The sequence below is a fragment of the Pseudomonas sp. KCJK9016 genome, assembly GCF_046231795.1.
GTDB classification, from domain to species: Bacteria; Pseudomonadota; Gammaproteobacteria; order Pseudomonadales; family Pseudomonadaceae; genus Aquipseudomonas; species Aquipseudomonas bananamidigenes.
This window is the reverse complement of the sequence record NZ_JBJJMM010000010.1, coordinates 115,241-141,568: the sequence shown is the minus strand read 5'-3', so window position 1 is coordinate 141,568 and position 26,328 is coordinate 115,241. Positions and strand designations below refer to the sequence as shown.

The following is a 26,328-nucleotide window of genomic DNA, read 5'->3' as shown; positions in this document are numbered from 1 at the left end:
AACAGGCGCTTGAGAAAATGGATTGACCTGCGCCGTCCGCCGTGAATACACTCTGCGCAAAGCCACTTGTATACAATTACAAAACGTAAAGAGGCACAAAACCATGAGCAAAATGAGAGCAATCGAAGCCGCCGTTCTGGTGATGCGCCGTGAAGGGGTCGATACCGCTTTTGGCATTCCGGGTGCTGCGATCAACCCGCTGTATTCCGCCCTGAAGAAAGTCGGTGGCATCGATCACGTCCTCGCTCGCCACGTTGAAGGCGCCTCGCACATGGCCGAGGGCTACACCCGCACCAAGGCCGGTAACATCGGCGTGTGCATCGGCACCTCCGGCCCGGCCGGCACCGACATGGTCACCGGTCTGTACAGCGCCTCCGCAGACTCGATCCCGATTCTCTGCATCACCGGCCAGGCGCCACGTGCCCGTATGCACAAGGAAGACTTCCAGGCCGTCGACATCACCAGCATCGTCAAGCCGGTGACAAAGTGGGCGACCACTGTCCTGGAGCCGGGCCAGGTACCTTACGCGTTCCAGAAAGCCTTCTATGAAATGCGCTCCGGCCGTCCGGGCCCGGTGCTGATCGACCTGCCGTTCGACGTACAGATGGCCGAAATCGAATTCGATATCGACGCCTACCAGCCGCTGCCGCTGGCCAAGCCGAGCGCCACTCGCGTGCAGGTTGAAAAGGCCCTGGCACTGCTCGATCAGGCCGAGCGTCCATTGCTGGTGGCCGGTGGCGGCATCATCAACGCCGACGCCAGTGACCTGCTGGTGGAGTTCGCCGAGCTGACCGGCATCCCGGTCATCCCGACTCTGATGGGCTGGGGCACCATCCCGGACGATCACCCGCTGATGGTCGGCATGGTCGGTCTGCAGACTTCGCACCGCTACGGCAACGCCACCTTGCTGAAATCCGACGTGGTACTGGGCATCGGTAACCGCTGGGCCAACCGTCACACCGGTTCGGTCGATGTCTACACCGAAGGCCGCAAGTTCATTCACGTCGACATCGAAGGCACCCAGATCGGCCGCGTGTTCACCCCGGACCTGGGCATCGTGTCCGACGCCGCTGCCGCGCTGACCGTGTTCATCGAAGTCGCCCGTGAATGGCAAGCCGCCGGCAAACTGAAAAATCGCAGCGCATGGTTGAAAGACTGCCAGCAGCGCAAGTCCAGCCTGCAACGCAAGACCCACTTCGACAACGTGCCGGTCAAGCCGCAGCGCGTTTACGAAGAAATGAACCAGGTGTTCGGCAAGGACACCTGCTACGTCAGCACCATCGGTCTGTCGCAGATTGCCGGCGCGCAGTTCCTGCACGTCTACAAGCCGCGTCACTGGATCAACTGCGGCCAGGCCGGCCCGTTGGGCTGGACCATTCCGGCAGCGCTGGGCGTGGTGAAGGCCGATCCGGACCGGAAAGTCGTGGCCCTGTCGGGGGACTATGACTTCCAGTTCATGATCGAAGAACTGGCGGTCGGCGCTCAGTTCAATCTGCCGTACATCCACGTCGTGGTGAACAACTCGTATCTGGGTCTGATCCGCCAGGCCCAGCGCGGGTTTGAAATGGACTACTGCGTGCAGCTGTCCTTCGATAACCTGAACGCGCCGGAACTCAACGGTTATGGCGTCGACCACATCGCCGTCGCCGAAGGCCTGGGCTGCAAGGCGCTGCGTGTGTTCGAACCGGCCGACATCGCCCCTGCCCTGCGCAAGGCCGAAGAGCTGATCGAAGAGTTCAAGGTGCCGGTGATCGTCGAAATCATTCTGGAGCGTGTGACCAACATCTCCATGGGTACCGAGATCAACGCCGTCAACGAATTCGAAGACCTGGCGCTGGTCGGTAACGATGCGCCAACGGCGATTTCGCTGCTCGATTAACTGCTGATTGCTCTCCCTGTGGGAGCGGGCCATGTGGCGAGGGAGCTTGCTCCCGCCAGGGTGCGAAGCGTCCCCGAAAGCTTTGCGACTGCTTCGCAGCCGAACGGGAGCAAGCTCCCTCGCCACACAAGCCCGCTCCCACAAGGGGAACCTCACAAGATTTACGGGAGACCACCATGCCGCGTTTCGCAGCCAACCTGTCCATGCTGTTCACCGAACAGGATTTCCTTGCCCGTTTCGACGCCGCCGCCAAGGCAGGCTTCAGCGGTGTCGAGTACCTGTTCCCGTACGATTTCAACTCTGCCGAAATCAAGGCCAGGCTCGACGCCAACGGTCTGACCCAAGTGCTGTTCAACCTACCGGCCGGTGACTGGGCCAAGGGCGAGCGCGGTATCGCGTGCCTGCCGGACCGGGTCGAAGAGTTCCGCGCCGGTGTCGATCTGGCCATCGCTTACGCCCAGGTACTGGGCAACACCCAGGTCAACTGCCTGGCCGGTATCCGTCCGCAGGGCGTGGACGATGCCACCGTTGAAAAGACCTTCGTCGCCAACCTCAAGTACGCCGCCGAAAAGCTGCAAGCCGTCGGCATCAAACTGGTGATGGAAGCGATCAACACCCGCGACATCCCGGGTTTCTACCTCAACAACACGGCGCAGGCCCTGTCGATTCGCGAACAGGTCGGCAGCGCCAACCTGTTCCTGCAATACGACATCTATCACATGCAAATCATGGAAGGCGATCTGGCTCGCACCCTGCAATCGCACCTGGCCGAAATCAACCATGTGCAACTGGCCGACAACCCGGGCCGCAACGAACCAGGCACCGGTGAGATCAACTACCGCTTCCTGTTCGAACACCTCGATCGCATCGGTTATCAGGGTTGGGTCGGCTGCGAATACAAACCGCTGACCACCACTGAAGCGGGCCTCGGCTGGCTGAAGACCCATAACGCGATCTGACCCCCCATTTGCTTGAGCAAGACAAAAACAAGAGGAATTTCTCATGGCTAAAATCGGATTTATCGGCACCGGCATCATGGGCCACCCAATGGCTTCGAACCTGCAGAAAGCCGGTCACAGCCTGTTCCTGTCGGCGCACCACGACGCCGCGCCTGCCGATCTGGTCGCCGCTGGCGCCGTCGCCCTGGCCAACCCGAAAGAAGTGGCCCAGGAAGCTGAATTCATCATCGTCATGGTGCCGGATACCCCGCAGGTCGAAGACGTGCTGTTCCGCGCCGACGGTGTTGCGGCCGGTATCGGCAAAGGCAAGGTGGTGATCGACATGAGCTCGATCTCGCCGACCGCCACCAAGGCGTTCGCCGCGAAGATCAACGAAAAAGGCGCGCAGTACCTCGACGCCCCGGTGTCCGGGGGTGAAGTCGGCGCCAAGGCCGCGACCCTGAGCATCATGGTCGGTGGCGATGCCGATGCCTTCGAACGCGCGCTGCCGCTGTTCCAGGCCATGGGCAAGAACATCACCCTGGTCGGCGGCAATGGCGACGGTCAGACCGCCAAGGTGGCGAACCAGATCATCGTTGCGTTGAACATTCAGGCCGTCGCCGAAGCCCTGCTGTTTGCTTCGAAAAACGGTGCTGATCCGGCCAAGGTGCGTGAAGCGCTGATGGGTGGTTTCGCCTCCTCGAAGATCCTCGAAGTGCACGGCGAGCGCATGATCAAGGGCACCTTCGATCCGGGCTTCCGCATCAGCCTGCACCAGAAGGACCTGAACCTGGCCCTGCAAGGCGCCAAGGAGCTGAGCATCAACCTGCCGAACACCGCCAACGCCCAGCAAGTGTTCAGCACCTGCGCGGCCATCGGTGGCAGCAACTGGGACCACTCGGCGCTGATCAAGGGCCTGGAACACATGGCCAATTTCTCGATTCGCGACAAGCAGTAAGCCCTGCCAAACCGCATCAAACCTGTGGGAGCGAGCCTGCTCGCGAAAGCGGATTCACATTCAACGGATCTGTTGACTGACACACCGTCTTCGCGAGCCGGCTCGCTCCCACAAGGTACGCATCCCCCAATAACAAGAATTCCGGGAGCCCGCCATGTCGGTCGATCCGCAACAACTGCTGCGCGAGCTGTTTGCCACAGCCATCGACGCGGCCCATCCGAACCAGGTCCTCGAAGCCCATCTGCCGGCCGACCGCACAGGTCGCGTGATCGTCATCGGCGCCGGCAAGGCCGCCGCTGCCATGGCACAAGTGGTCGAGCGCTGCTGGGAAGGTGAAGTCTCGGGCCTTGTGGTGACCCGCTACGGTCACGGCGCCCCGTGCGAAAAAATCGAAGTGGTCGAAGCGGCGCATCCGGTGCCGGACGCTGCCGGTCTGGCCGTGGCCAAACGCGTACTGGAACTGGTCAGCAACCTGACCGAAGAGGACCGCGTGATTTTCCTGCTGTCCGGCGGCGGCTCTGCCCTGCTGGCGCTGCCGGCCGAAGGCATCACCCTGGCCGACAAACAGTCGATCAACAAAGCCCTGCTCAAATCCGGCGCGACCATCGGCGAGATGAACTGCGTACGCAAGCACCTCTCGGCGATCAAGGGCGGACGCCTGGGCAAGGCCTGCTGGCCGGCAACTGTTTATACCTACGCAATTTCCGATGTACCGGGCGACCTCGCCACGGTCATCGCCTCCGGCCCGACCGTGGCCGACCCGAGCACCAGCGCCGAAGCACTGGCGATCATCAAGCGCTACGGCATCGAAATTCCGGCTTCCGTGCGCACCTGGCTGCAAAGCCCGGAATCGGAAACCGTCAAACCCGGTGACCCGAGCCTGGCCCGCAGTCACTTCCAGTTGATCGCCCGCCCTCAACAATCGCTGGATGCTGCAGCGGTGAAATGCCGTCAGGCCGGTTTCAGCACGCTGATCCTCGGCGACCTGGAAGGCGAATCCCGGGAAGTGGCGAAAGTCCACGCCGGTATCGCGCGCCAGATCATTCATCACGGTCAGCCCCTGGCGGCACCGTGCGTGATTCTCTCCGGCGGCGAAACCACGGTGACCGTGCGCGGCAATGGTCGTGGCGGACGCAACGCCGAATTCCTCCTCAGCCTTACCGACAACCTCAAGGGCCAGCCCGGCGTCTATGCACTGGCCGGTGACACCGACGGCATCGACGGCTCGGAAGACAACGCCGGCGCGATCATGACCCCGGACAGCTACTCACGCGCCGCCGCCCTGGGCCTGAGCGCCAGCGACGAGCTGGACAACAACAACGGCTACGGCTACTTCGCGGCGCTCGATGCGCTGATCGTTACCGAGCCGACCCGCACCAACGTCAACGACTTCCGCGCCATTCTGATCCTCGAGAGTTCCAAATCATGACGCCTGACAAAAAGGTCAAAATCCTCGCCACCCTCGGGCCTGCCGTCGACGGCATCGAAGACATCCGCGAGCTGGTCGAGGCCGGGGTCAACATCTTCCGCCTCAACTTCAGCCACGGCGATCACGCCGACCACGCCAAGCGCTATCAGTGGATCCGCGAAGTCGAGCGCCAGCTCAACTATCCGCTCGGCATCCTGATGGACTTGCAGGGGCCGAAACTACGGGTCGGCAAGTTCGCTGACGGCAAGGTGCAACTGCATCGAGGTCAGGCTTTTCGCCTCGATCTGGACGCGACACCGGGCGACGAACGCCGGGTGAACCTGCCGCATCCGGAGATCATCGCGGCACTGGAAGCCGGCATGGATCTGCTGCTCGATGACGGCAAACTGCGTCTGCGGGTCGTCACCAAATACAGCGACGCGATCGACACCACCGTGCTCAACGGTGGCGAACTGTCGGATCGCAAAGGCGTGAACGTGCCGCAGGCCGTGCTCGACCTGAGCCCGCTGACCACCAAGGATCGTCGCGACCTGAGCTTCGGTCTCGAACTGGGTGTGGATTGGGTCGCGCTGTCGTTCGTACAGCGCCCGCAAGACATCATCGAGGCCCGCGAGCTGATCGGTGACAAGGCGTTCCTGATGGCGAAAATCGAGAAGCCGTCGGCCGTCGAGCAACTGCGTGAAATCGCCGAGCTGAGCGACGCGATCATGGTGGCCCGTGGTGACCTGGGCGTAGAAGTGCCGGCCGAAAGCGTGCCGCAGATCCAGAAAAACATCATCACCACCTGCCGTCAGCTCGGCAAACCGGTGGTGGTAGCGACGCAGATGCTTGAGTCGATGCGCTTCTCCCCGGCCCCGACCCGCGCCGAAGTCACCGACGTGGCCAACGCCGTGGCCGAAGGCGCCGATGCGGTGATGCTGTCGGCAGAAACCGCGTCCGGCGAATACCCGCTGGAAGCCGTGCAGATGATGAGCAAGATCATCCGCCAGGTCGAAAACGGTCCGGACTATCAGACCCAGCTCGACGTCAGCCGGCCGAAAGCCGAAGCGACCGTGTCCGATGCCATCAGCTGCGCGATTCGCCGCATCAGCAACGTGCTGCCGGTGGCGGTGCTGGTCAACTACAGCGAGTCCGGCGCATCGAGCCTGCGCGCATCGCGGGAACGGCCGAAGGCGCCGATTCTCAACCTGACGCCGAACCTGCAGACCGCTCGCCGCTTGAGCGTGGCGTGGGGTATTCACTCGGTGGTCAATGATCGCCTGCGCCAGGTGGACGAAGTGTGCTCGACCGCGCTGGAAATCGCTCAGGCTCAAGGAATGGCCGAGCGTGGCGATACGTTGCTGATCACCGCGGGTGTGCCGTTTGGTCAGCCGGGGTCGACTAATTCGCTGCGGATCGAAACATTGATTTAGCGCCTCACCGGCCTCTTCGCGAGCAGGCTCGCTCCCACAGTTGATTTGTGTGCACCACAAACTCGATGACTGAACAAAGATTCAATGTGGGAGCCAGCCTGCTGGCGAAGCAGGTGACTCGGTTTCACTGACTTTTAGAACTGCCATGCCTGCCAACCATTTCAATACCCACTGCCCCGACTGGGCCGAAGCCTTGCTCAACGGTTTCAGTCAGATCTTCCTGCAGCGCCACCCTTTGTGTGGCCTGCTGTGCCTTTTGGCCATTTTATTTACCGCGCCGGTGCTGTTCGCTGGCGCGCTGCTCGGCGCTGTAGCCGGGTTGCTCACCGCGCAACGCCGCAACTACGCCAAGGCTGATCGTCAGGCCGGATTGTTCAGCTACAACGGCGTGCTGATCGGTCTATTGCTGAGCCTGTATTTCCCCTGGTCGCCGATGCTGCCACCGCTGATTCTGGCCGCCGGCGGCCTGAGCGCGATGATCACGCAGCAATGGCTCAAACGCGCACGTCTTACCGAATACCTGCCCGCCTACACCGCGCCGTTCGTGTTGCTGGGCTGGGCATTCCTGTGTTTCGCCGAGCCCTCGACGCCGGCTCCGGCGCTTGAAGCGAACACGCTGAACCTGCTCGGTACCGTCCTGAAGGGCTTCGGTCAGGTGATGTTCCTAGACCATACGCTGGCCGGTGCATTGATCGCCGCCGGTCTGCTGATCGCCGATCGCCGGGCATTTGCCTGGGCGCTGCTGGCCTCGGCGTTCGGTCTGGGTTCCAGCCTGTTGCACCACGACAGTCAGGTCGCGTTGCTCGGTCTGGGTAGCTACAACGCGGTACTCGCGGCCCTCGCCTTCAGCGCCCAACGCCAGCAACCCTGGCTGCCGCTGTTCGGCATCAGCCTGGCGCTGCTGGTGACGCCGCTGTTCGCGGCTCTTGGCCTGGCGACTCTCACGGCGCCTTTCATCCTTGCCTGCTGGCTGCTGCGTAGCGGCATTCGCCTGATGCGTCAGCCGCAAATGAACGTGGCGCCTTGCGCTGACGGGGAGAATCAACCTAGGCTGCGCTGATTTATGGCCAGGGCGATTTGAATGAACGGCAACAACACGTGGCGTGATCGCCTTTACGTGGTCATCTTCCAGACTGACACGGTCGCGGGACGTCGATTCGACAAGACCCTGCTGCTGATCATCCTCGCCAGTCTGGTGACGGTGATCCTCGACAGCATCGATGACATCCACCAGAACTACGCCGACATGCTGGCGTACATCGAGTGGGGCTTCACGGTCATCTTTCTCGGCGAATACTTGCTGCGTCTGTACTGTTCGCCCAAACCGCTGCGCTACGCCTTCAGTTTCTACGGGCTGGTGGACTTGCTGGCGATCGTGCCCGGGATCCTCGCGCTGTATTACAGCGATGCCCAGTACCTGCTGATCATCCGGGTGATCCGGATGCTGCGGATCTTCCGCGTGCTCAAACTCGGCCCGTATCTGAAACAGGCGCATTACCTGCTCGATGCCCTGCGTGGCAGCAAGCAGAAAATCCTCGTGTTCCTGCTCAGCGTGTGCACCCTGGTCACCGTGTTCGGCACGCTGATGTACGTGGTCGAAGGCCCGGAGCACGGCTTCACCAGCATTCCCAAAGGCATCTATTGGGCTATCGTCACCCTGACCACCGTGGGTTATGGCGACATCGTGCCCAGGACCGTGCTGGGCCAGGTGATTTCGTCGCTGGTGATGATCACCGGTTATTCGATCATCGCCGTGCCTACCGGAATTTTCACCGCCGAACTGGCCACCGCCATGCGCGGCGGGCAACTGCAACATGACTGCCCGGTGTGCAAGAAAAACAGCCACGAACAGGACGCGTCTTTCTGCGCCCGTTGCGGTAATGCGTTGTTCAAAAAAATGGAATAAGCAAAGTTCTTTTTAATCTTTAAGCGACTATGCGCGCCCCGCTATAGTCGCTGGCAAATGGCCTCACCTTTGTAAAAACACCCCCACAGAACAAGGAATGCGCAGTGAAAAAACTCTTTGGCGCCTCACTTCTCGCCGCAGGTCTTGCCTTCGGCAGCATGGCTCAGGCCGCACCGACCCTGCTTAACGTGTCCTACGACGTGATGCGCGATTTCTACAAGGACTACAACACTGCGTTCCAGAAACACTGGCAGGCCGAACACAAGGAAAACATCACGGTGCAGATGTCTTTCGGCGGTTCGAGCAAACAGGCTCGCTCGGTGATCGACGGCCTGCCGGCCGACGTCATCACCATGAACATGGCCACCGACATCAACGCCCTGGCCGACAACGGTCAGCTGGTGCCGAAGGATTGGGTCACCCGTCTGCCGAACAACAGCGCACCGTTCACCTCCGCCACCGTATTCATCGTGCGCAAGGGCAACCCGAAAGCCCTGAAAGACTGGCCAGACCTGCTCAAGGACGGCGTGCAAGTGATCGTGCCGAACCCGAAAACCTCGGGCAACGGCCGCTACACCTACCTGTCGGCCTGGGGCTACGTGCTGAAAAACGGCGGTGACGAGAACAAGGCCAAAGACTTCGTCGGCAAGCTGTTCAAGCAAGCGCCGGTGCTCGATACCGGTGGCCGCGCCGCGACCACCACGTTCATGACCAACCAGATCGGCGACGTACTGGTGACCTTCGAAAACGAAGCGGAAATGATCGCCCGCGAATTCGGCCGCGATCAGTTCGAAGTCATCTACCCGAGCGTCTCCGCCGAAGCCGAGCCGCCGGTGTCGGTGGTCGACAAAGTCGTCGAGAAGAAAGGCTCCCGCGCCGCCGCCGAGGAATACCTGAAATACCTGTGGTCGCCGGAAGGGCAGGAAATTGCCGCCGCCAACTACCTGCGTCCGCGTGACCCGGCGGTACTGGCCAAGTACACCGACCGCTTCCCGAAAGTCGACTTCCTGTCGGTCGAGAAAACCTTCGGTGACTGGCGCAGCGTGCAGAAGACCCACTTCAACGACGGCGGGATCTTCGACCAGATCTACAACGGCCAGTAAGGCATGAGCTGACATGAAAAAGGCGACCTGAAGAGGTCGCCTTTTTTTGTGGGCAAAATCCCCTCTCCCTGGGGGAGAGGGTGAGGGCCATTACATCGGTGGTTTCACACCATCCTTGCCCGCCGAGATCGATTGCGCGGTCAACGTGCCGTCCGCACTCTGGGTCACGAAGGTGACGATCTTCACACCCACCTTGAGCAGGCTGCGATCCCCCGGCGTCAGGTTGACGATCGGCACGTCCTCCGGCACCAGGATCTTCTGCTGACCGCCCTTGTAGTTGACGGTCAGCACCCGGCCGTTGCTCACCACCAGATCGCCGACGCTGCCATTGGTCATGCTGCTGCCCTTGGCCAGATCGAACGGCCGATGGCCATCGCCGCTACCGGCCAGCTCCGGCGGAAAGACATGAACCTCCAGCGCCTTCAGCGAGCCATCCTCCTGGGGAATGGCTGCCGAGCCGATGTAGCTGCCGGGCTTGATGTCTTCGATATTGGCCAGCGTGACGGCGCGGAGCTTGGTGTCCGGGGTCAACTGGACAACCACGTTTTCGCCCGTGTTGACGTGCACCTTGAGCGAGTCAGGGCCGACCCCGGTGATTTCGCCGCGTACGCCCATGCGCATCCCCGGGGCTTCGCCGGCGCAGACACTGCCGGCGCCGAGCACGCCGATCATTAAAAGAGTCGTGACGGGGCGAAGCAGCTCTCGAAACATTGCAATCCTCCGGTTGTGCGCAGTTGGAAATTCACTGACAACATAAGCACGCTATCGAACAAAATGTAAGTGAATGTATCATCGACCTTCTTCGGTAGGACGCAAGGTTCGCCGATGGACGACGGATGTTCGACGCCATCTATTCCGCAACGGAATAACTGATATCAATCCGGGGCTTCTACCGCCCGCCCGCTTCGTCCCTTAGCCTCACCGCATTCCTTTTCGCCGGATCGAGAAACCCTATGACCGCCACAACTCACGCAATGACCCGAGGCATGGTACTGCTGTTTGCTTTCTGCTGCGGCGCCATCGTTGCCAACATCTATTACGCCCAGCCGATCATCGGCCTGATTGCGCCAGACATCGGCCTGACCGACACCATGGCCAGTTTCATCGTGTCGCTGACCCAGATCGGTTATGCGCTGGGGCTGTTCTTCCTGGTGCCACTGGCGGATCTGCTGGAAAACCGACGTCTGATGATCATCACCACGGTGGTCGCGATTGCCAGCCTGCTGGGGGCGGCATTTACCAATCAGCCCAATGTGTTTCTGCTGGTTTCGCTGCTGGTGGGATTCAGCTCGGTGTCGGTGCAAGTGCTGATTCCATTGGCGGCGCATCTGGCGCCGGAAGAATCCCGTGGCCGGGTGGTCGGCGGGATCATGGGTGGTTTGCTGCTGGGGATTCTTTTGGCGCGTCCGGTATCAAGCGTGGTTGCCGACCATCTCGGCTGGCGGGCGATGTTCATGATCGCGGCGGCGTTGATGGCAGCGATCAGCGTGGTGCTGATGTTGACCGTACCCAAGCGCCAGCCGGATCACAGCGCCTCCTACGGGCAGTTGATCGGCTCGCTGTGGACGCTGTTGCGCCAGCAACCGGTGCTGCGTCAGCGGGCGTTCTACCAGGCCTGCATGTTCGCCACCTTCAGCCTGTTCTGGACCGCCGTGCCGCTGGAACTGGCGCGCAACCATGGCCTGTCCCAGAGTGAAATCGCGATCTTCGCCCTGGTCGGCGCCATCGGTGCCATTGCCGCCCCGATCAGTGGACGTCTGGCCGACGCCGGCCACACCCGCGTCGCCTCGCTGCTGGCCATGCTGTTCGCCAGCCTGAGCTTTCTGCCCGCCTTCATCCACCCGGCCTACAGCGTGATCGGCCTGGCCGTGACCGGCGTGGTGCTCGACTTCTGCGTGCAGATGAACATGGTGCTTGGCCAGCGCGCGGTCTACTCCCTCGACGCCAAAAGCCGCGGCCGCCTCAACGCGCTGTACATGACCAGCATCTTCATCGGCGGTGCCTTCGGCTCGTCGGTGGCCAGTGCGGTGTACGAGCATGGCGGTTGGCTGTGGATCGTGATTGTCGGCAGTGCATTCCCGCTGCTGGCGCTGGTGCGGTTTTTGAGTGCTTCGCAAAAAGCCGTCATGGCGACTGCCTGAGCGGTGCGGGGCGCTGCGACCGGCAGCGCCCGACGCTCAATGCCGGACCAGTTTTTCCATGGCGGCATCCGCCAGAAAGGATGAACGGCTTTTGACATTGTGTTCTCGCACATAGCGGTCGATCCGCTGGATGACATAACCGGGCAAGGTCACGTTCACCTTCTCGGTCTTGCCCATGTACGGCGAGATGTCCAGCTCCAGCATGCCCCAGCCCATGTCGGCAAATTCCGGGTTGTTGCGATGGGCCGCCGCTGAGGTCGGCATCGGAATCGAATCCCCATCCGCTGCGATCTCCTGCAGCATGATGTGGGCAATCTCGACGGCTGCGTTGTAGGCGTCTTCAAACGTATCACCGGCCGTTACCGCGCCGGGAATATCGGGGATCTGAATTCCGATGGCGGTGTTTTCATCACCCCACTCGATGCAGATTGGGTATTGCATTACGAATCTCCTGTGTCACTGGCGGGCGGGTTGTACAACCCGGCGCGCCTCCTGATGCTTTTGACCGTTCCGACCGGCAAATCCTTCTTCGGGTGAGGAACGGGAATCGTGTAAGGGTTGTAACGGTGCGTGAAGATGTGATGACTGCCGGTAATCCGATCCAGCGTCCAGCCTGCTTCCTCCAGCTCCTTGATCAATAACCTGCTCTGCACCAACCGCCTCCTTGCTTCGGCTCAACAAAAGTAACCCTAGAGTTATCTTTACTCAAGCACAGAAATCCGCAGCACGACGTTCGGTTGTTTTGCAGCATGTGATTGGTGCACTGTTCTCGGACCCAATTAAACTCGGCTGCCATGCTTGCTCCCCTCTATTTCAAGGACCGCCGATGGACCGCCTCGCCGCCATGGAAACCTTCGTCTACGTCGTGGAAACCGGCTCGTTTTCCGCCGCCGCCCGGCGGTTGGATATCGGCCAGCCCGCCGTGTCGAAAACCATCGCGCAACTCGAAACCCGCCTCGGCGTGCGCCTGCTGTTGCGTTCGACCCGAGGCCTGACGCCGACCGAAGCCGGGCTGGCATTTTTCGAACGGGCCAAGCGGGCGCTCGAAGAAGCCGACGAGGCCGACAACGCTGCCCGTGGCGTGGCCGGCGGCCTGAGCGGCAATCTGCGGGTCAGTACCGCCGTGACCTTTGGCCGGATGCATGTGGTGCCTCATCTCGGGCCGTTTCTCGATCAGCACCCGCAACTCAATGTCGACCTGTTGCTCGACGACCAGAACATCAACCTCGTGGAAGAAGGCATCGACGTCGCCCTGCGCCTGGGCCCGCTCAGCGACTCCGGCCTGACCGTGCGCAAGATCGCCGAATGCCGGCGCGTCATCATTGGCACTCCGGCGTACTTTGCCAGTCACGGTGAGCCCGCCTGCCCTGCCGATCTGAGTCGACACCGCGCCGTCATCTACCACCGTGGCGGAGGTGCCACCTGGCACTTCAACAAGAACGGCGAAGAACAGTCGGTGAGCGTCAATGGCCGCCTGCGGGTCAGCGCCGCCGAAGGTTTGCGTGAGGCGGTGCTGGCCCATCAGGGTCTGGGGCTGGGTTCGGAATGGATGTTTGCGCCGGAACTGACCAGTGGCGCAGTGAAGGCTGTCATGAGCGATTGGGTTTTGCCGAAGCAGGAGCTGTGGGCGGTGTTTCCGACGGGCAGGATGGCCAGCGCAAAGGCACGGGCGTTTGTTGAGTATGTGCAGGGATTATTGGCGAAAACTCTGTAGGCTACACAGCAAAACGGCGATCCAGAGATCGCCGTTTTTCATTACTCCCCGAACTGCTTGCCCAACCCCGCCGGTACGCCGTGGATATTGGTGTCCTCCCACGGCCCGTTCGGGCTGATCGAGCGGCTCCAGCCGTTATTCCAGCGGTAGTAGGTGCGCTGGCGGTAGAAGGTGTTGGGCTGGTCATCCAGCACGTACACGCCCAGTTTCTGATCCCAGTGGCTGTTGCCGCCCGGTGGCGGGGCGAAGCTGGCGGAGGTGCGCGGTGCGGGTTTCGAGGGTTTGGCCGGAATGCCCGGTTTGCCCGGCGTCGGGCTGGTGGACGGTGTCGGACTCGGCTGTGACGGCGGGATCGGTGGCAACCTGGTCGTGGGTTCCGGCCGTTGCACCGCACATGCGCTCAAGCCCAGGGCCAGTGTGAGGACTGTGATTCGGGCGATGGCATTCATGGCGGTGCGTTCCTGATGGTTCCGGTTATTTGTCCGGGCTGTCGATGGTCAGTTTTTGCGGCGCGGTGGTGCTGCTGGCCAGAGACCCGCTGCGGCCTACCCACTCACCGGCGGTCGGTTGACCGGCACGGGAGACGCGCGCAACCAGTTGGACTTCAGGAAAGTTCGACAGTTTCAACTGCGGCATCATCGCGTCGGCATCGCCCAGTTCGACGGTCACGGGCAGGTCAGCGACGGTCAGGCGCTTGGCCGCCAGCGGTGCTGGAGGGCCGGAAACGGCGCGGGCGAAGATGAACACGCTGTCACCCGGTTGCACCTTGCCCTTGAGTTCGCTGGCCAGATCGACGCTGACTTTGAGCAGCGCGGTTTTCGCGACGGGTGCCTGAGCTACCTTGCCACCGCTGGCTTCAAGCTTCTCGGTGGCGCGCGCGATGCCGCCCTGCAGGGCTTCACGGGATTTGTCATTCGCTGGCAGTTGTTCCAGCAGACGATTCCAGTAGTCGATGGCTTGCTGATAGCGCTCGCCTTCGAACGCGGCGATACCGAGCAGGCCGAGGCTGGTGACTTCTTTCGGATCAGCCTTCAGCGCTTCGTCGGTCAGGGCCTGGATCTTGTCCGACCACTTCTTGCCATCGGCGAAGTACTGCGCCTGCGCCCACTGGCCGAGCAGTTCCGGTTGACGACCGGCCAGGTTGGCGGCGCGCTCGAACATCTTCGCCGCATCCGCCGGACGATCCTGAGCCATATAGGTACGACCGAGAAAATACAGGCCTTCGGCGGAATCCGGTTGCGCGGCCACGGCGCGCTCCAGCCGCTGGGTCATTTCTTCCATCGACTGCGGCGCCTGGGCGAATTCGCGGGTCAGTTCGACCTTGTCGCTCGCCCCGAAATGCAGGTACAAACCGAGACCCAGCACCGGCACCAGAACAGCTGCGAACAGCGGCAACGGTTTCCCCGGTTTCGAAACCCGCGCCGGCGCCACGCCTTCGGTGTCGGCCAGCAACTCACGGGCTGCCTCGGCACGGCCGCTGTCCATTTGCGCAGCATCGAGCACGCCTTCAGCCTGCTGCGCTTGCAGTTCGGCGACGCGCTCCTGATACAACGCGACGTTGAGGGCGGTTCGATCCTCTTCACGCTGGGCGCGGCGTTCGCGCAATACAGGGATCAGCAGAAAACTCAGGGCGACCAGAAGCAACAGCCCTGCGGCAAGCCAGAAATCAATCATTCTTGGTTTTTATCCAACAGTTGGTCGAGGCGCTGACGCTCTTCAGGAGACAGCGATGGCGGAGTCTCGGCGCGTTGCCCGCGACGGCGACGGACGATCACGGCGATGACGACAAAACCGCCGAGCAGCAATCCCGCCGGGCCGAACCACAGCAGAGCGGTCCTGGCATTCAGCGCCGGTTTGTAGCGCACGAAATCACCGTAGCGGTCGACCATGAAGTCGATGATCTGCTGATTGTCCTTGCCCTCGCCGAGCATGCGGAAAATCTCTTTGCGCAGGTCGGCGGCAATCGGCGCGTTGGAGTCGGCGATGTCCTGGTTCTGGCACTTGGGGCAGCGCAGTTCCTTGGTCAGCTCGCGGAAACGCTCGCGATCGCCCTCTTTGGCAAACTCGTACGTGTCGATGGCGGCGTGGGCCACACCGGCCAGACTCAGCCCCAGTACCATGGCAGCAATAAAACGCTTCATGGCTTGGCCTCGTCGACCAGTGCCTGATACCTGGCCGCCAGTTTTTCGCGCCAGACCTGCTCGTCGATCACGCCGACGTACTTGTCGCGGATGATGCCCCTGGCATCGATGAAGAAGGTTTCCGGCGCGCCGTAGACACCGAGGTTCAGCCCCAGGGAGCCTTCATCGTCACGGATGTCCAGTTGATACGGATTGTGGAACTCGGCCAGCCACTTCAACGCATCGGCGTTGGTGTCCTTGTAGTTGATGCCGTAGATCACCACGCCGCGCTCGGCGAGTTTGTTCAACACCGGATGCTCGACCCGGCAGGAAATGCACCAGGTACCCCAGACGTTGACCAGCGCCGGTTTGCCGAGGATGTCAGCCTTGGTCAGGGTCTTGTCGCCCTGCACCGCCGGCAGGGAAAACTCCGGGAACGGCTTGCCGATCATCGCCGACGGCAGCTCCGCCGGATCCAGGTACAGACCGCGATAAAGAAATACCGCCACCAGCAGGAAAATCGCCAGTGGCACCAGCATCAACCAACGTCTCATGCAGCGGCTCCTTCCATGCCCAGCGCTTCACGCACCCTGGCTTTGACCTTGACCCGGTAACGCCGGTCCAGCGCCGCCAGCATCCCGCCCAGGCCGGTCAGCAGACCGCCGAACCAGATCCAGCGCACGAACGGTTTCACATGTACCCGCACCGCCCAGGCTCCGTCGCCCAGCGGTTCACCCAGCGCGACATAGAGGTCGCGGGTGAAGCCGGCGTCGATCCCGGCTTCGGTCATCATCGAACTCTGCACGGTGTACAGGCGTTTTTCCGGGTGCAGCACAGTGACTTCGCGGCCATCACGGATCACCCGGATGGTGCCTTTGTCGGAAGTGAAATTCGGGCCTTCGAAGTGTTTGGCGCCTTCGAACACGAACTGATAGCCGGCCAGTTCCATCGACTCGCCCGGCGCCAGACGCAGGTCGCGCTCGGCGCTGTTCTGGCTCGACAACACCACGCCCAGGGCACACACGGCGATGCCGATGTGGGCGAGATGCATGCCCCAATAGCTGCGGGTCAGGGTCGGCAGGCCCTTGATCAAGCCTTTGTGGCGCGTCTTGTCGAAGATGTCACGCACACCGGCCAGCAACACCCAGGCCGCGAGCAGGAAGGTTGCGATCACCGCCCAGTTGAAATCGCCGTAGGCGAGACCGGCAACCACCGCCAGAGCGACGCTGCCCAGCAGCACCGGGGTCAACATGTTGGCCAGCCATTTCACCGGGGTGTCTTTCCAGCGCACGATCACGCCGACCGCCATCACCACCATCAGCAAGGCCATCAACGGAATGAACAACGCGTTGAAGTACGGCGGGCCGACCGAGAGCTTGGCGCCGCTGATGGCATCGAGGATCAGCGGATACAAGGTGCCGAGCAGGATCATCGAAGCAGCCACCACCAGCACCAGGTTGTTGCCCAGCAGCAGGGTTTCCCGCGACCACAGGTTGAAGCCGACCTGGCTCTTGACCACCGGCGCGCGCAAGGCAAAGAGGGTCAGCGAACCACCCACCACGAACAGCAGGAAAATCAGGATGAACACACCGCGCGCGGGATCGGAGGCAAACGCATGCACCGACGTCAGTACTCCGGAACGCACGAGGAACGTGCCGAGCAGGCTCAGGGAAAACGCGGCAATCGCCAGCAACACTGTCCAGCTCTTGAACACGCCGCGTTTTTCAGTGACCGCCAGCGAGTGGATCAGCGCAGTGCCCACCAGCCAAGGCATGAACGAGGCGTTTTCCACCGGGTCCCAGAACCACCAGCCGCCCCAGCCGAGTTCGTAGTAGGCCCACCACGAACCGAGAGTGATGCCGATGCCGAGAAACGCCCAGGCCACGATGGTCCAAGGACGCGACCAGCGTGCCCATGCCGCATCCAGACGACCGCCGAGCAGTGCGGCGATGGCGAAGGCGAACGCTACCGAGAAACCGACGTACCCCATGTACAGCATCGGCGGATGCACGATCAGGCCGATGTCTTGCAGCAACGGGTTGAGGTCACGACCGTCGGCCGGGATCTGCGGCAGGATCCGCGAAAACGGGTTGGAGGTAAGGATCAGGAACAGCAGAAAACCGCTGCTGATCATGCCCATTACCGCCAGCACCCGAGCGAGCATGACTTGCGGCAACTGCCGGGAGAACACCGACACCGCGAAGGTCCAGCCACCGAGAATCAACGCCCACAGCAGCAGCGAACCTTCGTGGGCGCCCCACACCGCGCTGAACTTGTAATACCACGGCAGCGCGCTGTTGGAGTTCATCGCCACGTAAGCGACGGAGAAATCGTCGGTCATGAACGCGTAGGTCAGGACGCCGAAGGCGAACAACAGAAACGCAAACTGGCCCCATGCGGCTGGCTGGGCCAGCCCCATCCAGAGGCGATCGCCGCGCCAGGCACCGAGCAATGGCACCACGGACTGTACAAGGGCGAAACACAGCGCCAGGATCATCGCCAGATGGCCGAGCTCGGGAATGAAAATGGTGGACGTCATCGATCAACCCTCCTTCGCTTGGGTTGGCGCGGATTGACCGCTGTCCTTCAAGGCCTTGGTCACCTCCGGCGGCATGTATTTCTCGTCGTGCTTGGCCAGCACTTCATCGGCGACCACCACGCCGTCGGCGTTGAGCTTGCCCAGTGCGACGATGCCCTGCCCTTCGCGGAACAGGTCCGGGAGGATGCCGCGGTAGGTGATGGTCACGGACTTGTTGAAGTCAGTGACCACGAATTTGACGTCCAGGGAATCCGGGGAGCGTTGCAGCGACCCCTTCTCGACCATGCCGCCAGCCCGGATGCGGGTGTCCTGCGGTGCTTCGCCATTGGCGATCTGGGTCGGGGTGTAAAACAGATTGATGTTCTGCTGCAGGGCGCTCAGGGCCAGGCCGACGGCAGCGCCGACCCCGACCAGAATCGCCAGAATGATGATCAAGCGTTTTTTGCGCAACGGATTCACTTGCCGTTCTCCCGGCGCAGACGACGCGCCTCTTGTTGCAGATACCGCTTGCGGGCCAGGATCGGCGCCGCCACGTTGAGGGCCAGCACCGCCAGGCAGATGCCGTAGGCCGACCAGACATACAGGCCGTGATGGCCCATGGCGAGGAAGTCGCCGAATGACGCGAAACTCATCGAGCGGCCTCCAGGCTGTTCTGCACTTCTTCTTTTACCCAGCTGGCACGGGCCTCGCGCTTGAGCACTTCAAGGCGCATGCGCAGCAACAGCACGGCACCGAAGAAACAGTAGAAACCCAGCACCGTCAGCAGCAACGGCAGCCACATCTCGGCGGGCATCGCCGGTTTTTCGGTCAGGGTGAAAGTCGCGCCCTGATGCAGGGTGTTCCACCATTCCACCGAGTATTTGATGATCGGGATGTTGATCACGCCGACAATGGCCAGCACCGCGCAGGCCTTGGCGGCGCTGTCGCGATTGCTGATGGCGTTGCCCAGGGCGATCACGCCGAAATACAGGAACAACAGAATCAGCATCGAGGTCAGGCGTGCGTCCCAGACCCACCACGAACCCCAGGTCGGCTTGCCCCAGATCGCCCCGGTGACCAGCGCCACGGCGGTCATCCAGGCACCGATCGGTGCGGCGCATTGCAGGGCGACGTCGGCCAGTTTCATCTTCCACACCAGCCCGACCACACCGCACACCGCCAGCATCACGTAGATCGACTGAGCGAGCATCGCGGCGGGAACGTGGATGTAGATGATGCGAAAGCTGTTGCCCTGCTGATAGTCCGGCGGTGCGAAGGCCAGGCCCCAGACGACGCCGACGGCGATCAGCAGCAACGCTGCAATGCTCAGCCACGGCAGGAACTTGCGGCTGATGCCATAGAACCACTTGGGCGAGCCGAGCTTGTGAAACCAGGTCCAGTTCATGTTGTTTCCATCACGGGTGCCGCTCATCGGTGTGAGCAGTCTCAGGGTCTTTACTGGTTAAATTTTAACCAGACCTCATTATTCGCCGACGCTGATCTTCAGGCCAGCAGCTATTGCAAAAGGTGTCAGGGTTATCGCCAGGGCGGTCAGGCTGCCAAGCCACAACAGATAACCAATCGCCGGCATGCCCTGCAATGCCGCCTGCAAGGCGCCACTGCCAAGGATCAACACCGGGATGTACAACGGCAGAATCAGCAGCGCCAGTAACAGGCCACCGCGTTTCAGACCGACCGTCAGCGCCGCGCCCACCGCGCCGAGCAAGCTCAGCACCGGTGTTCCCAGCAATAACGAAAGCAGCAATACCGGCAGGCAAGCAGCCGGCAACCCGAGCATCAACGCCAGTAACGGCGAGAGCAAAACCAGTGCCAGCCCGGAAAAAAGCCAGTGTGCCAGCACCTTTGCCAATACCAGAAGTGGCAAGGGGTGCGGCGAAAGGACCCACTGTTCAAGGGATCCGTCTTCGAAATCACTGCGGAAAAGCCCGTCCAGCGAGAGCAGGACCGACAAAAGCGCCGCCACCCAGACTAACCCCGGGGACAAGTTTTGCAATACTTGAGTTTCCGGTCCGACGGCCAGCGGGAACAACGCAATGACGATGGCGAAGAAAATCAGCGGATTGGCCAGCTCCGCCGGGCGGCGGAACAGCAGTCGGGACTCGCGGGCAACCAGCAGGCCGAACACACTCATACTGCCCAGTCTCCCAGATTGATGTCGCGATAACCGACCGGCATCCGACTCAGCGTGTGGTGGGTGGTCAGCACCACCAGACCGCCCTGCTCGCAATGATTGGCCAAGTGTTCTTCGAGTTGTGCCACACCCTGCTTGTCCAGCGCGGTGAAGGGTTCATCGAGGATCCACAGCGGCGGACTGTCCAGATACAACCGCGCCAGTGCAACGCGCCGTTGCTGACCGGCGGACAGGCTATGGCAGGGAACATCCTCGAAACCGCGCAATCCGACCGCCGCCAGCGCCTGCCAGATCGCGTCGCGTCCGGCGGGTTGATGCAGGGCGCAGAGCCAGGCGAGGTTTTCTTCCGGGGTGAGCAAGTCCTTGATGCCGGCGGCATGGCCGATCCACAGCAGGTTGCGCGCCAGTTCGCTGCGTTGCTCGGCCAGAGGCTGGCCGTTGAGCAGTACCTGACCGTCGGTCGGCTGCATCAGGCCGGCCAGCAAACGAAGCAGACTGGTCTTGCCGCTGCCGTTGGGACCGCTGATCTGCACCATATCGCCGCTGGCCAGTCTCAATTCGAGATTCTCGAAGAGCAGTCTGAGATCACGCTCACAAGCGAGGCCAATGGTTTGCAGGACAGGGCTGGTCAAGGGTTCACGGGCCTTATACGGTTCAAGTCGGCTCTGGGGCGGCCGTTAAAGAGTTGCAGCATAAATGCAATGACGGCTCAATCCAGAGAGCTGCGTCAAACAATTGCTATGTTTTTTTGAATGAACGGAAGGACGGGCGGCATTATACATGGCGTCCCCTGCTCTCCCGAGTGCATTTTCCTCAGGTTGTGTCCGCGTATGACAGGCGAAATGAACATCCTCCCGCTCCCGCCCTCCACCCCGGCGACCGCTCGCCCGCAGGTGGGTGAGCTGCTCAAGCTGCTGACGCCGATGGACGGGCTGATTGCCGCCGGACAGAGCGCCAGGGCCGAGGTGTTGTCGCAGAAGCCGGCGGACCAGGCCTTTCAGGTGCTGCTCAAGGTCACCCTTGACGGCGGCCGCCAGACTACCGTGCAGGCGACGAGTCCCCTGCCGCTGCCTCAAGGCACCAATCTGGCGGTCACCCAGCCGTCTGCGGGCAATCTGGCAGTTACCGTGCAACAGGCCATCGCCAGCGCGGTCGCCACGCTCACTCGCATCGACACCGCGCAATTGCCGGTCGGTACGCTGCTGCAAGGCAAGGTGCTGACGAGTCAGGCCTTGCCGCAGGTGCCGGGACAGCCGGCGGTGTTCCGCTCGACGGTCAGCCTGCTCAATACAGTGTTGAGCGGCAACACCCTGAGCATCGACAGCCCTCAACCGTTGCGCATCGGCACTCTGCTGTCGGCGCTGGTGCAGGACTCACAGACCCTGAAGTTCCTGCCGTTGAGCAACCGTCAGGAACAACTGGCGGTCAGTCAGCAACTGGTCAGCCAGCAAAGCCGCCAGGGTTCTCTGGATGGCTTGCTGAAAATGCTCCAGAACCTGCCGCCCGCCGACAATCAGACCTCCAGCGATCTGCGCGCGGCCGTGGACAGGCTGCTGGCCAACCTGCCGGACGTCCAGCAACTGACCACCCCCAAAGGCCTGGCCCAGGCGCTGCTCAACAGCGGTGCCTTTCTCGAAGCCAAATTGCTGGCCGGGCAAAACCCGACGCTGACCCCGGACATGAAAGGCGACCTGCTCAAGCTGATTGCCCAGCTCACCCCCGGCCTGCCCGGCAATACCAATCTCAATGCCATCATCGCCGCCAACACCCTGGCCCAGGCGATGCCGAGCTTCGTGCGCAATGCCCTTGGCATGCTCGGCCAGGTCAGCGCCAAACCGGTGCCGGGCAGCTTCCCGCTGCCGGACCGGCTGCTGCAGAGCCTGGAAGGTGAAGGCGATCTGGAACACTTGCTGCGCCTGGCCGCCGCCGCAGTCTCGCGCCTGCAAAGCCATCAACTGTCGAGCCTGGAACAGACCGGCATGACCGACGACGGACGTCTGCTCAGCACCTGGCAGCTGGAAATCCCGATGCGCAACCTGCAGGACATCGTGCCGTTGCAGGTCAAGTTCCAGCGTGAAGAAGCACCACAGGAAGAAAAACAGAACGAACGCCGTGACAGCGAGCGCGAAACCAGGCAGCCGTTGTGGCGAGTCGACCTGGCATTCGACATGGAACCGTTGGGGCCGATGCAGATTCAGGCGCAACTGATCAGCGGCAGCCTGTCGAGCCAGCTATGGGTCGAGCGCCCCTACACCGCCGATCTGATCGAATCCAATCTGGCCGCCCTGCGTCAGCGCCTGCTGGATCGCGGACTCAATGTCGGCGATCTCGACTGCCACCTCGGCACGCCACCGCAAGGCAATCAAACCCGTCTCGAACACCGCTGGGTCGACGAAACCGCATGAACGATTCCACCGTTCCACGCCAGGCCATCGCCCTCAAATACGACGGCAGCCAAGCCCCGACGCTGACCGCCAAGGGCGACGACGAACTGGCCGAAGAAATCCTGCGCATTGCCCGCGACTGCGAAGTACCGATCTACGAAAACGCCGAACTGGTGAAGTTGCTGGCGCGCATGGAGCTGGGCGACAGCATCCCGCAAGAGTTGTACCTGACCATTGCCGAGATCATCGCGTTCGCCTGGAACCTCAAGGGCAAGTTCCCGCAAGGACATGATCCGGATGCACGGATGGTCGAGAAGGACATCACCGATCGCGGCGACGATTACTGAAAGCCGATATTGACGTCTTCGTCTCCGAGAACCTACCGATTCTTGCAATTCATCAAAACCGGCATATGTGAGGCTCACAAGCTTCACTATCACTCCAGCTCAACATCATCCGCAATGTGGCCCGAAGGTCCGAGTATTGCGAAAAAAATGACACGCTTGCCAAGAAGTGGTCGCCCTGAGTACCACCCTCTAAACGTTCTCTCCGTGAACATATAAATAGTGCCATCCCGATCATCTTTGATCGTTCCTTTCACACGTGAAAGTGGCCAGGTTTCATCTTCCGCTTCAAATGACACTATCGGCCCGGCTGTTTTGTTCGAATCAGTATCCATTTCGCATCCTCACTCTGAAACTGATGGAGCGCGCAGTCAAAACACACTGCAATCCAAACACTTTGAGACTATTGGCGCTACTGTCAGATCTGACAGTGGATATCAGGAAGGAAAGGTAAACCGAAAAAACAGCCAAGGTATCAAATAGGTCAGGTGAAACTCGCTTCCCAAAAAACAAAAGATCACAGGCTTCTGGAACACCTACACCGGTTAAGTTCACCAATAGTAGCTGTCGAGGTCTGTGATCTTTCGGTTTTACTGACGTTTGAAACTTTTAACTGCTTCTGTGCAGCTTGCGCATCAACTCCGCCTCAGCCTGGGTCAACCCGCAGGACTGAGTCAGCTCATCGACACTCGCGCCCATCCCCACCAGTTTCGCTGCCTGGGCGAATGACAGGCTTGACGGGTCGCGCTGTTCGAGTTGAGAAATCTTGTCCGGAATCGGACCGACCACCGCGCGCAGCTCATGCAGGGCTTCGCCCATGCGCACGTTGCCGTTCTGGTAGTCGTCGACACGCTTGGCCAGGTCCTTGATGCGCTGATCACGCAGCGCATCGCCCTGGGCCTGTTGCGCAGCGATCAGGCGCTGCGCCTTGATGTACGCCAGAAACATCGCCAGCGTGCCTGCCCAGAACAGGAACAGGACAATGACCGCTACCTCGAGAATCAATCAGATGTTCTCCAGTTCCGACCATTCTTCTTCAGTCATCATCTTGTCCAGCTCGACCAGGATCAGCAACTCGTTGTTCTTGTTGCATACGCCCTGGATGAACTTGGCCGACTCTTCGTTACCGACGTTCGGCGCGGTCTCGATTTCCGACTGACGCAGGTAAACCACTTCAGCCACGCTGTCGACCATGATGCCGACCACTTGCTTGTCGGCTTCGATGATGACGATACGGGTGTTGTCGCTGATCTCGCCGCTCATCAGGCCGAAACGCTGACGGGTGTCGATCACGGTCACCACGTTGCCGCGCAGGTTGATGATGCCCAGCACATAGCTTGGCGCACCCGGAACCGGAGCGATCTCGGTGTAGCGCAGGACTTCCTGAACGCGCATCACGTTGATGCCGTAAGTTTCGTTGTCCAGCTTGAAAGTCACCCATTGCAGGATCGGATCTTCGGAACCCTTTGCCGCAGTAGCCTTGTCGTTCATACCCTAGCCCCTCGAAATACCGCAATGGCGGTGTGTGTCTCGTGTTCCGGCACGGAATGCCGGACATGTCTGTTATGTAAGTGTCATGTCGTTTTGTGGGTCGGCTTACTGCCGGACATGTGCTTTGCCCCACCGCTGGCGATCAGCTCGGCCAATGCGGAGACATCGAGCAAGGCGCACATGTGTTCGATCACCGTGCCCGCGAGCCATGGCCGCTGACCCCGGTGACTTCTCCATTTGATTTCATTCGGATCCAGACGCAGCGAGCGACTGACCTGATGCACCGCCAGGCCCCACTCGTAACCCTGTACCGAAATCACGTATTGCAGGCCTTGACGGAAGTCATCGCGATAGCGATCCGGCATGACCCAGCGCGCGGTGTCCAGCACCTTCAGGTTGCCGGCCTGGCTCGGCAGGATGCCGAGAAACCACTCGGGCTGGCCGAACAACGGCGTCAACTCATGGCCGGCCAGCGAATAGATCGAGCCCAGGCACACCAGCGGTACCGCCAGGGTCAACCCGGCCACATCGAACAGCAGGCATTCGAAGGCTTCCGAAGCCCAGGCCGGACGGCCGTCGGTGTCCACCGGTGGCGGTGTATTGCTCGGCGGCAGATGCACTTCGACCAGCGGTGCAACCAATGCCTGTTCAACGACGGGTTCAACCGGCGCAACAACTGGCTGCAGCGGCGGTTCGACGGGAGCCGGTTCGGGTTGTGCCTGAAGAAGCTGTGTTTGCAGCAAGGGCGCGAGGGTCGACACCACGCGAACCGGCTCGGGCTCCTTGATCAAAGGTGCCGCCGCTTTGGCCACCACAGCGGCGGGCACTGCAACCGGCGCAGCAGGCCTGGCGGCTTGCTGCGCATCGCGGGCCTGTTCTTCAAGCACCGCCGCCTGGAACTCATCCAGCACCGCGGAGCTTTCAACCACCTCGACCGGCGCCTCGACTTCCTGCGGGAGCTCTTGCTCAACTTCCTGCAGCAAGCTGTCCAGATAGGACTGCACAGCCAGTTGCGGACGCGAAGTCAGTTTGATCGGCCGATTCATGCTCAGGCCACCTGCGCAACGAGCTGCTGCGCCAGCAGATGCTTGAGCAACGCGCGGTAAGCCAGCACGCCACGGCTCTTGCCGTCGAATTGCGAAGGCGTGACGCCGGCACGGCTGGCGTCGCGCAGACGGGTATCGACCGGGATGTAACCCTGCCAGATCTCGTCGGGGAATTTGTCACGCAGCACGCGCAAGGTGCCCATCGATGCCTGGGTGCGGCGATCGAACAGGGTCGGCACGATGTGGAACGGCAACGCCTGTTTGCGCGAGCGGTTGATCATCGCCAGGGTATTGACCATGCGCTCCAGGCCTTTGACGGCGAGGTGCTCGGTCTGCACCGGGATCACCAGTTGCTGGCTCGCGGCCAGGGCGTTGACCATCAGCACGCCGAGCAACGGCGGGCTGTCGATGATCGCGTAATCGAAGTCCTGCCACAGTTGCGCCAGACTCTTGGCGATCACCAGGCCCAAGCCACTTTGTCCCGGCGACTGGCGCTCGAGGGTGGCCAGCGCGGTGCTCGACGGCAGCAGGGAAATACGTTCGTCACTGGTGGACAGCAGCAACTGGCCCGGCAGGCCTTGCGGCACACCGCCCTTGTGCAGGAACAGGTCGTAGTTGCTGTGTTCCAGGCTGTCGGGGTCGTAACCGAAATAGCTGGTCATCGAGCCGTGCGGATCGAGATCGACCACGACCACGCGCTTGCCCGCCTCCGCCAGCAAACCGGCTAAAGCGATGGAAGTAGTGGTTTTACCAACACCACCCTTTTGATTGGCGACTGCCCAGACTCTCATTC

30 protein-coding genes are annotated in these 26,328 nt (G+C 61.5%); 12 read left to right on the top strand and 18 right to left on the bottom strand.

Features of this window, described 5'->3' with window-relative positions; all coding sequences use genetic code 11:
• Positions 1 to 103: 103 nt before the first annotated feature.
• The 8 genes from gcl to ACK6BI_RS12295 all read left to right on the top strand — a co-directional run bounded on the left by gcl (position 104) and on the right by ACK6BI_RS12295 (position 9,625).
• Entirely contained in the window at positions 104 to 1,879 is a 1,776-nt protein-coding gene (gene gcl / locus ACK6BI_RS12330) for a glyoxylate carboligase (RefSeq protein ID WP_409317263.1), read from the top strand.
• A 176-nt stretch (positions 1,880 to 2,055) separates the two neighbouring features.
• Entirely contained in the window at positions 2,056 to 2,838 is a 783-nt protein-coding gene (gene hyi / locus ACK6BI_RS12325; protein WP_409317262.1) for a hydroxypyruvate isomerase, read from the top strand.
• A gap of 43 nt (positions 2,839 to 2,881) precedes the next feature.
• Complete coding sequence (locus ACK6BI_RS12320; RefSeq protein WP_409317261.1) at positions 2,882 to 3,775, top strand: 2-hydroxy-3-oxopropionate reductase; 894 nt, start codon at positions 2,882 to 2,884, stop codon at positions 3,773 to 3,775.
• 154 nt (positions 3,776 to 3,929) lie between these two features.
• Positions 3,930 to 5,204, top strand: coding sequence for a glycerate kinase (locus tag ACK6BI_RS12315; RefSeq protein ID WP_409317260.1), 1,275 nt, complete (start codon positions 3,930 to 3,932; stop codon positions 5,202 to 5,204).
• Positions 5,201 to 6,616: a pyruvate kinase gene (pyk, locus tag ACK6BI_RS12310; protein WP_409317259.1), complete on the top strand. Its 1,416-nt coding sequence runs from the start codon at positions 5,201 to 5,203 to the stop codon at positions 6,614 to 6,616. Before ACK6BI_RS12315 ends, pyk begins: the two co-directional genes overlap by 4 nt.
• A gap of 145 nt (positions 6,617 to 6,761) precedes the next feature.
• Entirely contained in the window at positions 6,762 to 7,676 is a 915-nt protein-coding gene (locus ACK6BI_RS12305; RefSeq protein ID WP_409317258.1) for an urea transporter, read from the top strand.
• Between the two features lie 21 nt (positions 7,677 to 7,697).
• The gene (locus tag ACK6BI_RS12300) at positions 7,698 to 8,522 is read left to right on the top strand and encodes an ion transporter (RefSeq protein WP_409317257.1); all 825 of its coding nucleotides are present in this window, start codon (positions 7,698 to 7,700) and stop codon (positions 8,520 to 8,522) included.
• Positions 8,523 to 8,626: 104 nt separating this feature from the next.
• Positions 8,627 to 9,625, top strand: a complete 999-nt coding sequence (locus ACK6BI_RS12295; protein ID WP_409317256.1) for a sulfate ABC transporter substrate-binding protein — start codon at positions 8,627 to 8,629, stop codon at positions 9,623 to 9,625.
• Positions 9,626 to 9,715: 90 nt separating this feature from the next.
• Here the strand turns inward: ACK6BI_RS12295 and ACK6BI_RS12290 are convergent, their stop codons facing one another.
• Entirely contained in the window at positions 9,716 to 10,336 is a 621-nt protein-coding gene (locus ACK6BI_RS12290) for a DUF5666 domain-containing protein (protein ID WP_409317255.1), read from the bottom strand.
• A 242-nt stretch (positions 10,337 to 10,578) separates the two neighbouring features.
• Between ACK6BI_RS12290 and ACK6BI_RS12285 the strand changes: the two genes are divergently transcribed.
• The gene (locus tag ACK6BI_RS12285; protein WP_409317254.1) at positions 10,579 to 11,766 is read left to right on the top strand and encodes an MFS transporter; all 1,188 of its coding nucleotides are present in this window, start codon (positions 10,579 to 10,581) and stop codon (positions 11,764 to 11,766) included.
• A gap of 36 nt (positions 11,767 to 11,802) precedes the next feature.
• Here ACK6BI_RS12285 and ACK6BI_RS12280 read toward each other — a convergent pair whose 3' ends face one another.
• The gene (locus ACK6BI_RS12280) at positions 11,803 to 12,207 is read right to left on the bottom strand and encodes a type II toxin-antitoxin system HicB family antitoxin (protein WP_085699412.1); all 405 of its coding nucleotides are present in this window, start codon (positions 12,205 to 12,207) and stop codon (positions 11,803 to 11,805) included.
• Complete coding sequence (locus ACK6BI_RS12275; protein WP_065261097.1) at positions 12,207 to 12,419, bottom strand: type II toxin-antitoxin system HicA family toxin; 213 nt, start codon at positions 12,417 to 12,419, stop codon at positions 12,207 to 12,209. The genes ACK6BI_RS12280 and ACK6BI_RS12275 overlap by 1 nt, the downstream gene beginning before the upstream one ends.
• Positions 12,420 to 12,592: 173 nt before the next feature.
• Here ACK6BI_RS12275 and ACK6BI_RS12270 point away from each other — a divergent pair, with 173 nt between their 5' ends.
• Positions 12,593 to 13,480 (top strand): LysR family transcriptional regulator, encoded by an 888-nt coding sequence (locus ACK6BI_RS12270; protein ID WP_409317253.1) that lies wholly within the window; start codon positions 12,593 to 12,595, stop codon positions 13,478 to 13,480.
• Positions 13,481 to 13,521: 41 nt separating this feature from the next.
• Here the strand turns inward: ACK6BI_RS12270 and ACK6BI_RS12265 are convergent, their stop codons facing one another.
• The 10 genes from ACK6BI_RS12265 to ccmA form a co-directional block, all read right to left on the bottom strand.
• Positions 13,522 to 13,929: a hypothetical protein gene (locus ACK6BI_RS12265; protein WP_085710507.1), complete on the bottom strand. Its 408-nt coding sequence runs from the start codon at positions 13,927 to 13,929 to the stop codon at positions 13,522 to 13,524.
• 25 nt (positions 13,930 to 13,954) lie between these two features.
• Complete coding sequence (ccmI, locus tag ACK6BI_RS12260) at positions 13,955 to 15,154, bottom strand: c-type cytochrome biogenesis protein CcmI (protein WP_409317252.1); 1,200 nt, start codon at positions 15,152 to 15,154, stop codon at positions 13,955 to 13,957.
• Positions 15,151 to 15,621 carry a cytochrome c-type biogenesis protein gene (locus ACK6BI_RS12255; RefSeq protein WP_409317251.1) on the bottom strand — a complete coding sequence of 157 codons (471 nt, stop codon included), beginning with the start codon at positions 15,619 to 15,621 and terminating at the stop codon, positions 15,151 to 15,153. The genes ccmI and ACK6BI_RS12255 overlap by 4 nt, the downstream gene beginning before the upstream one ends.
• Entirely contained in the window at positions 15,618 to 16,154 is a 537-nt protein-coding gene (locus ACK6BI_RS12250) for a DsbE family thiol:disulfide interchange protein (protein ID WP_409317250.1), read from the bottom strand. Before ACK6BI_RS12250 ends, ACK6BI_RS12255 begins: the two co-directional genes overlap by 4 nt.
• On the bottom strand, positions 16,151 to 18,139 hold the full coding sequence (locus ACK6BI_RS12245) for a heme lyase CcmF/NrfE family subunit (protein WP_409317249.1): 1,989 nt from the start codon (positions 18,137 to 18,139) through the stop codon (positions 16,151 to 16,153). Before ACK6BI_RS12245 ends, ACK6BI_RS12250 begins: the two co-directional genes overlap by 4 nt.
• A 3-nt stretch (positions 18,140 to 18,142) precedes the next feature.
• Positions 18,143 to 18,598 (bottom strand): cytochrome c maturation protein CcmE, encoded by a 456-nt coding sequence (ccmE, locus tag ACK6BI_RS12240; protein WP_065261104.1) that lies wholly within the window; start codon positions 18,596 to 18,598, stop codon positions 18,143 to 18,145.
• Complete coding sequence (gene ccmD, locus ACK6BI_RS12235) at positions 18,595 to 18,771, bottom strand: heme exporter protein CcmD (protein WP_008055370.1); 177 nt, start codon at positions 18,769 to 18,771, stop codon at positions 18,595 to 18,597. The genes ccmE and ccmD overlap by 4 nt, the downstream gene beginning before the upstream one ends.
• Positions 18,768 to 19,523, bottom strand: coding sequence for a heme ABC transporter permease (locus tag ACK6BI_RS12230; protein WP_409317248.1), 756 nt, complete (start codon positions 19,521 to 19,523; stop codon positions 18,768 to 18,770). Before ACK6BI_RS12230 ends, ccmD begins: the two co-directional genes overlap by 4 nt.
• 78 nt (positions 19,524 to 19,601) lie before the next feature.
• Positions 19,602 to 20,270 carry a heme exporter protein CcmB gene (ccmB, locus tag ACK6BI_RS12225; protein WP_007959235.1) on the bottom strand — a complete coding sequence of 223 codons (669 nt, stop codon included), beginning with the start codon at positions 20,268 to 20,270 and terminating at the stop codon, positions 19,602 to 19,604.
• Complete coding sequence (gene ccmA / locus ACK6BI_RS12220; RefSeq protein ID WP_409317247.1) at positions 20,267 to 20,902, bottom strand: cytochrome c biogenesis heme-transporting ATPase CcmA; 636 nt, start codon at positions 20,900 to 20,902, stop codon at positions 20,267 to 20,269. Before ccmA ends, ccmB begins: the two co-directional genes overlap by 4 nt.
• Before the next feature lie 198 nt (positions 20,903 to 21,100).
• Here ccmA and ACK6BI_RS12215 point away from each other — a divergent pair, with 198 nt between their 5' ends.
• Both ACK6BI_RS12215 and ACK6BI_RS12210 read left to right on the top strand, forming a co-directional pair.
• Positions 21,101 to 22,675, top strand: a complete 1,575-nt coding sequence (locus tag ACK6BI_RS12215; RefSeq protein WP_409317246.1) for a flagellar hook-length control protein FliK — start codon at positions 21,101 to 21,103, stop codon at positions 22,673 to 22,675.
• Positions 22,672 to 23,001, top strand: coding sequence for an EscU/YscU/HrcU family type III secretion system export apparatus switch protein (locus ACK6BI_RS12210; protein ID WP_409317245.1), 330 nt, complete (start codon positions 22,672 to 22,674; stop codon positions 22,999 to 23,001). Before ACK6BI_RS12215 ends, ACK6BI_RS12210 begins: the two co-directional genes overlap by 4 nt.
• Before the next feature lie 89 nt (positions 23,002 to 23,090).
• On the opposite strand, the gene ACK6BI_RS12205 is transcribed toward ACK6BI_RS12210, so the two are convergent.
• From ACK6BI_RS12205 to ACK6BI_RS12185, 5 genes are all read right to left on the bottom strand, one after another.
• Positions 23,091 to 23,333 (bottom strand): hypothetical protein, encoded by a 243-nt coding sequence (locus ACK6BI_RS12205; RefSeq protein WP_409317244.1) that lies wholly within the window; start codon positions 23,331 to 23,333, stop codon positions 23,091 to 23,093.
• Between the two features lie 274 nt (positions 23,334 to 23,607).
• Complete coding sequence (locus ACK6BI_RS12200; RefSeq protein ID WP_260522708.1) at positions 23,608 to 24,003, bottom strand: DUF2802 domain-containing protein; 396 nt, start codon at positions 24,001 to 24,003, stop codon at positions 23,608 to 23,610.
• Complete coding sequence (locus tag ACK6BI_RS12195; RefSeq protein WP_065260749.1) at positions 24,004 to 24,489, bottom strand: chemotaxis protein CheW; 486 nt, start codon at positions 24,487 to 24,489, stop codon at positions 24,004 to 24,006.
• Positions 24,490 to 24,572: 83 nt separating this feature from the next.
• Positions 24,573 to 25,535 (bottom strand): CheW domain-containing protein, encoded by a 963-nt coding sequence (locus tag ACK6BI_RS12190; protein WP_409317243.1) that lies wholly within the window; start codon positions 25,533 to 25,535, stop codon positions 24,573 to 24,575.
• 2 nt (positions 25,536 to 25,537) lie between these two features.
• Positions 25,538 to 26,326 carry a ParA family protein gene (locus ACK6BI_RS12185; RefSeq protein WP_409317242.1) on the bottom strand — a complete coding sequence of 263 codons (789 nt, stop codon included), beginning with the start codon at positions 26,324 to 26,326 and terminating at the stop codon, positions 25,538 to 25,540.
• Between the last annotated feature and the right edge of the window lie 2 nt (positions 26,327 to 26,328).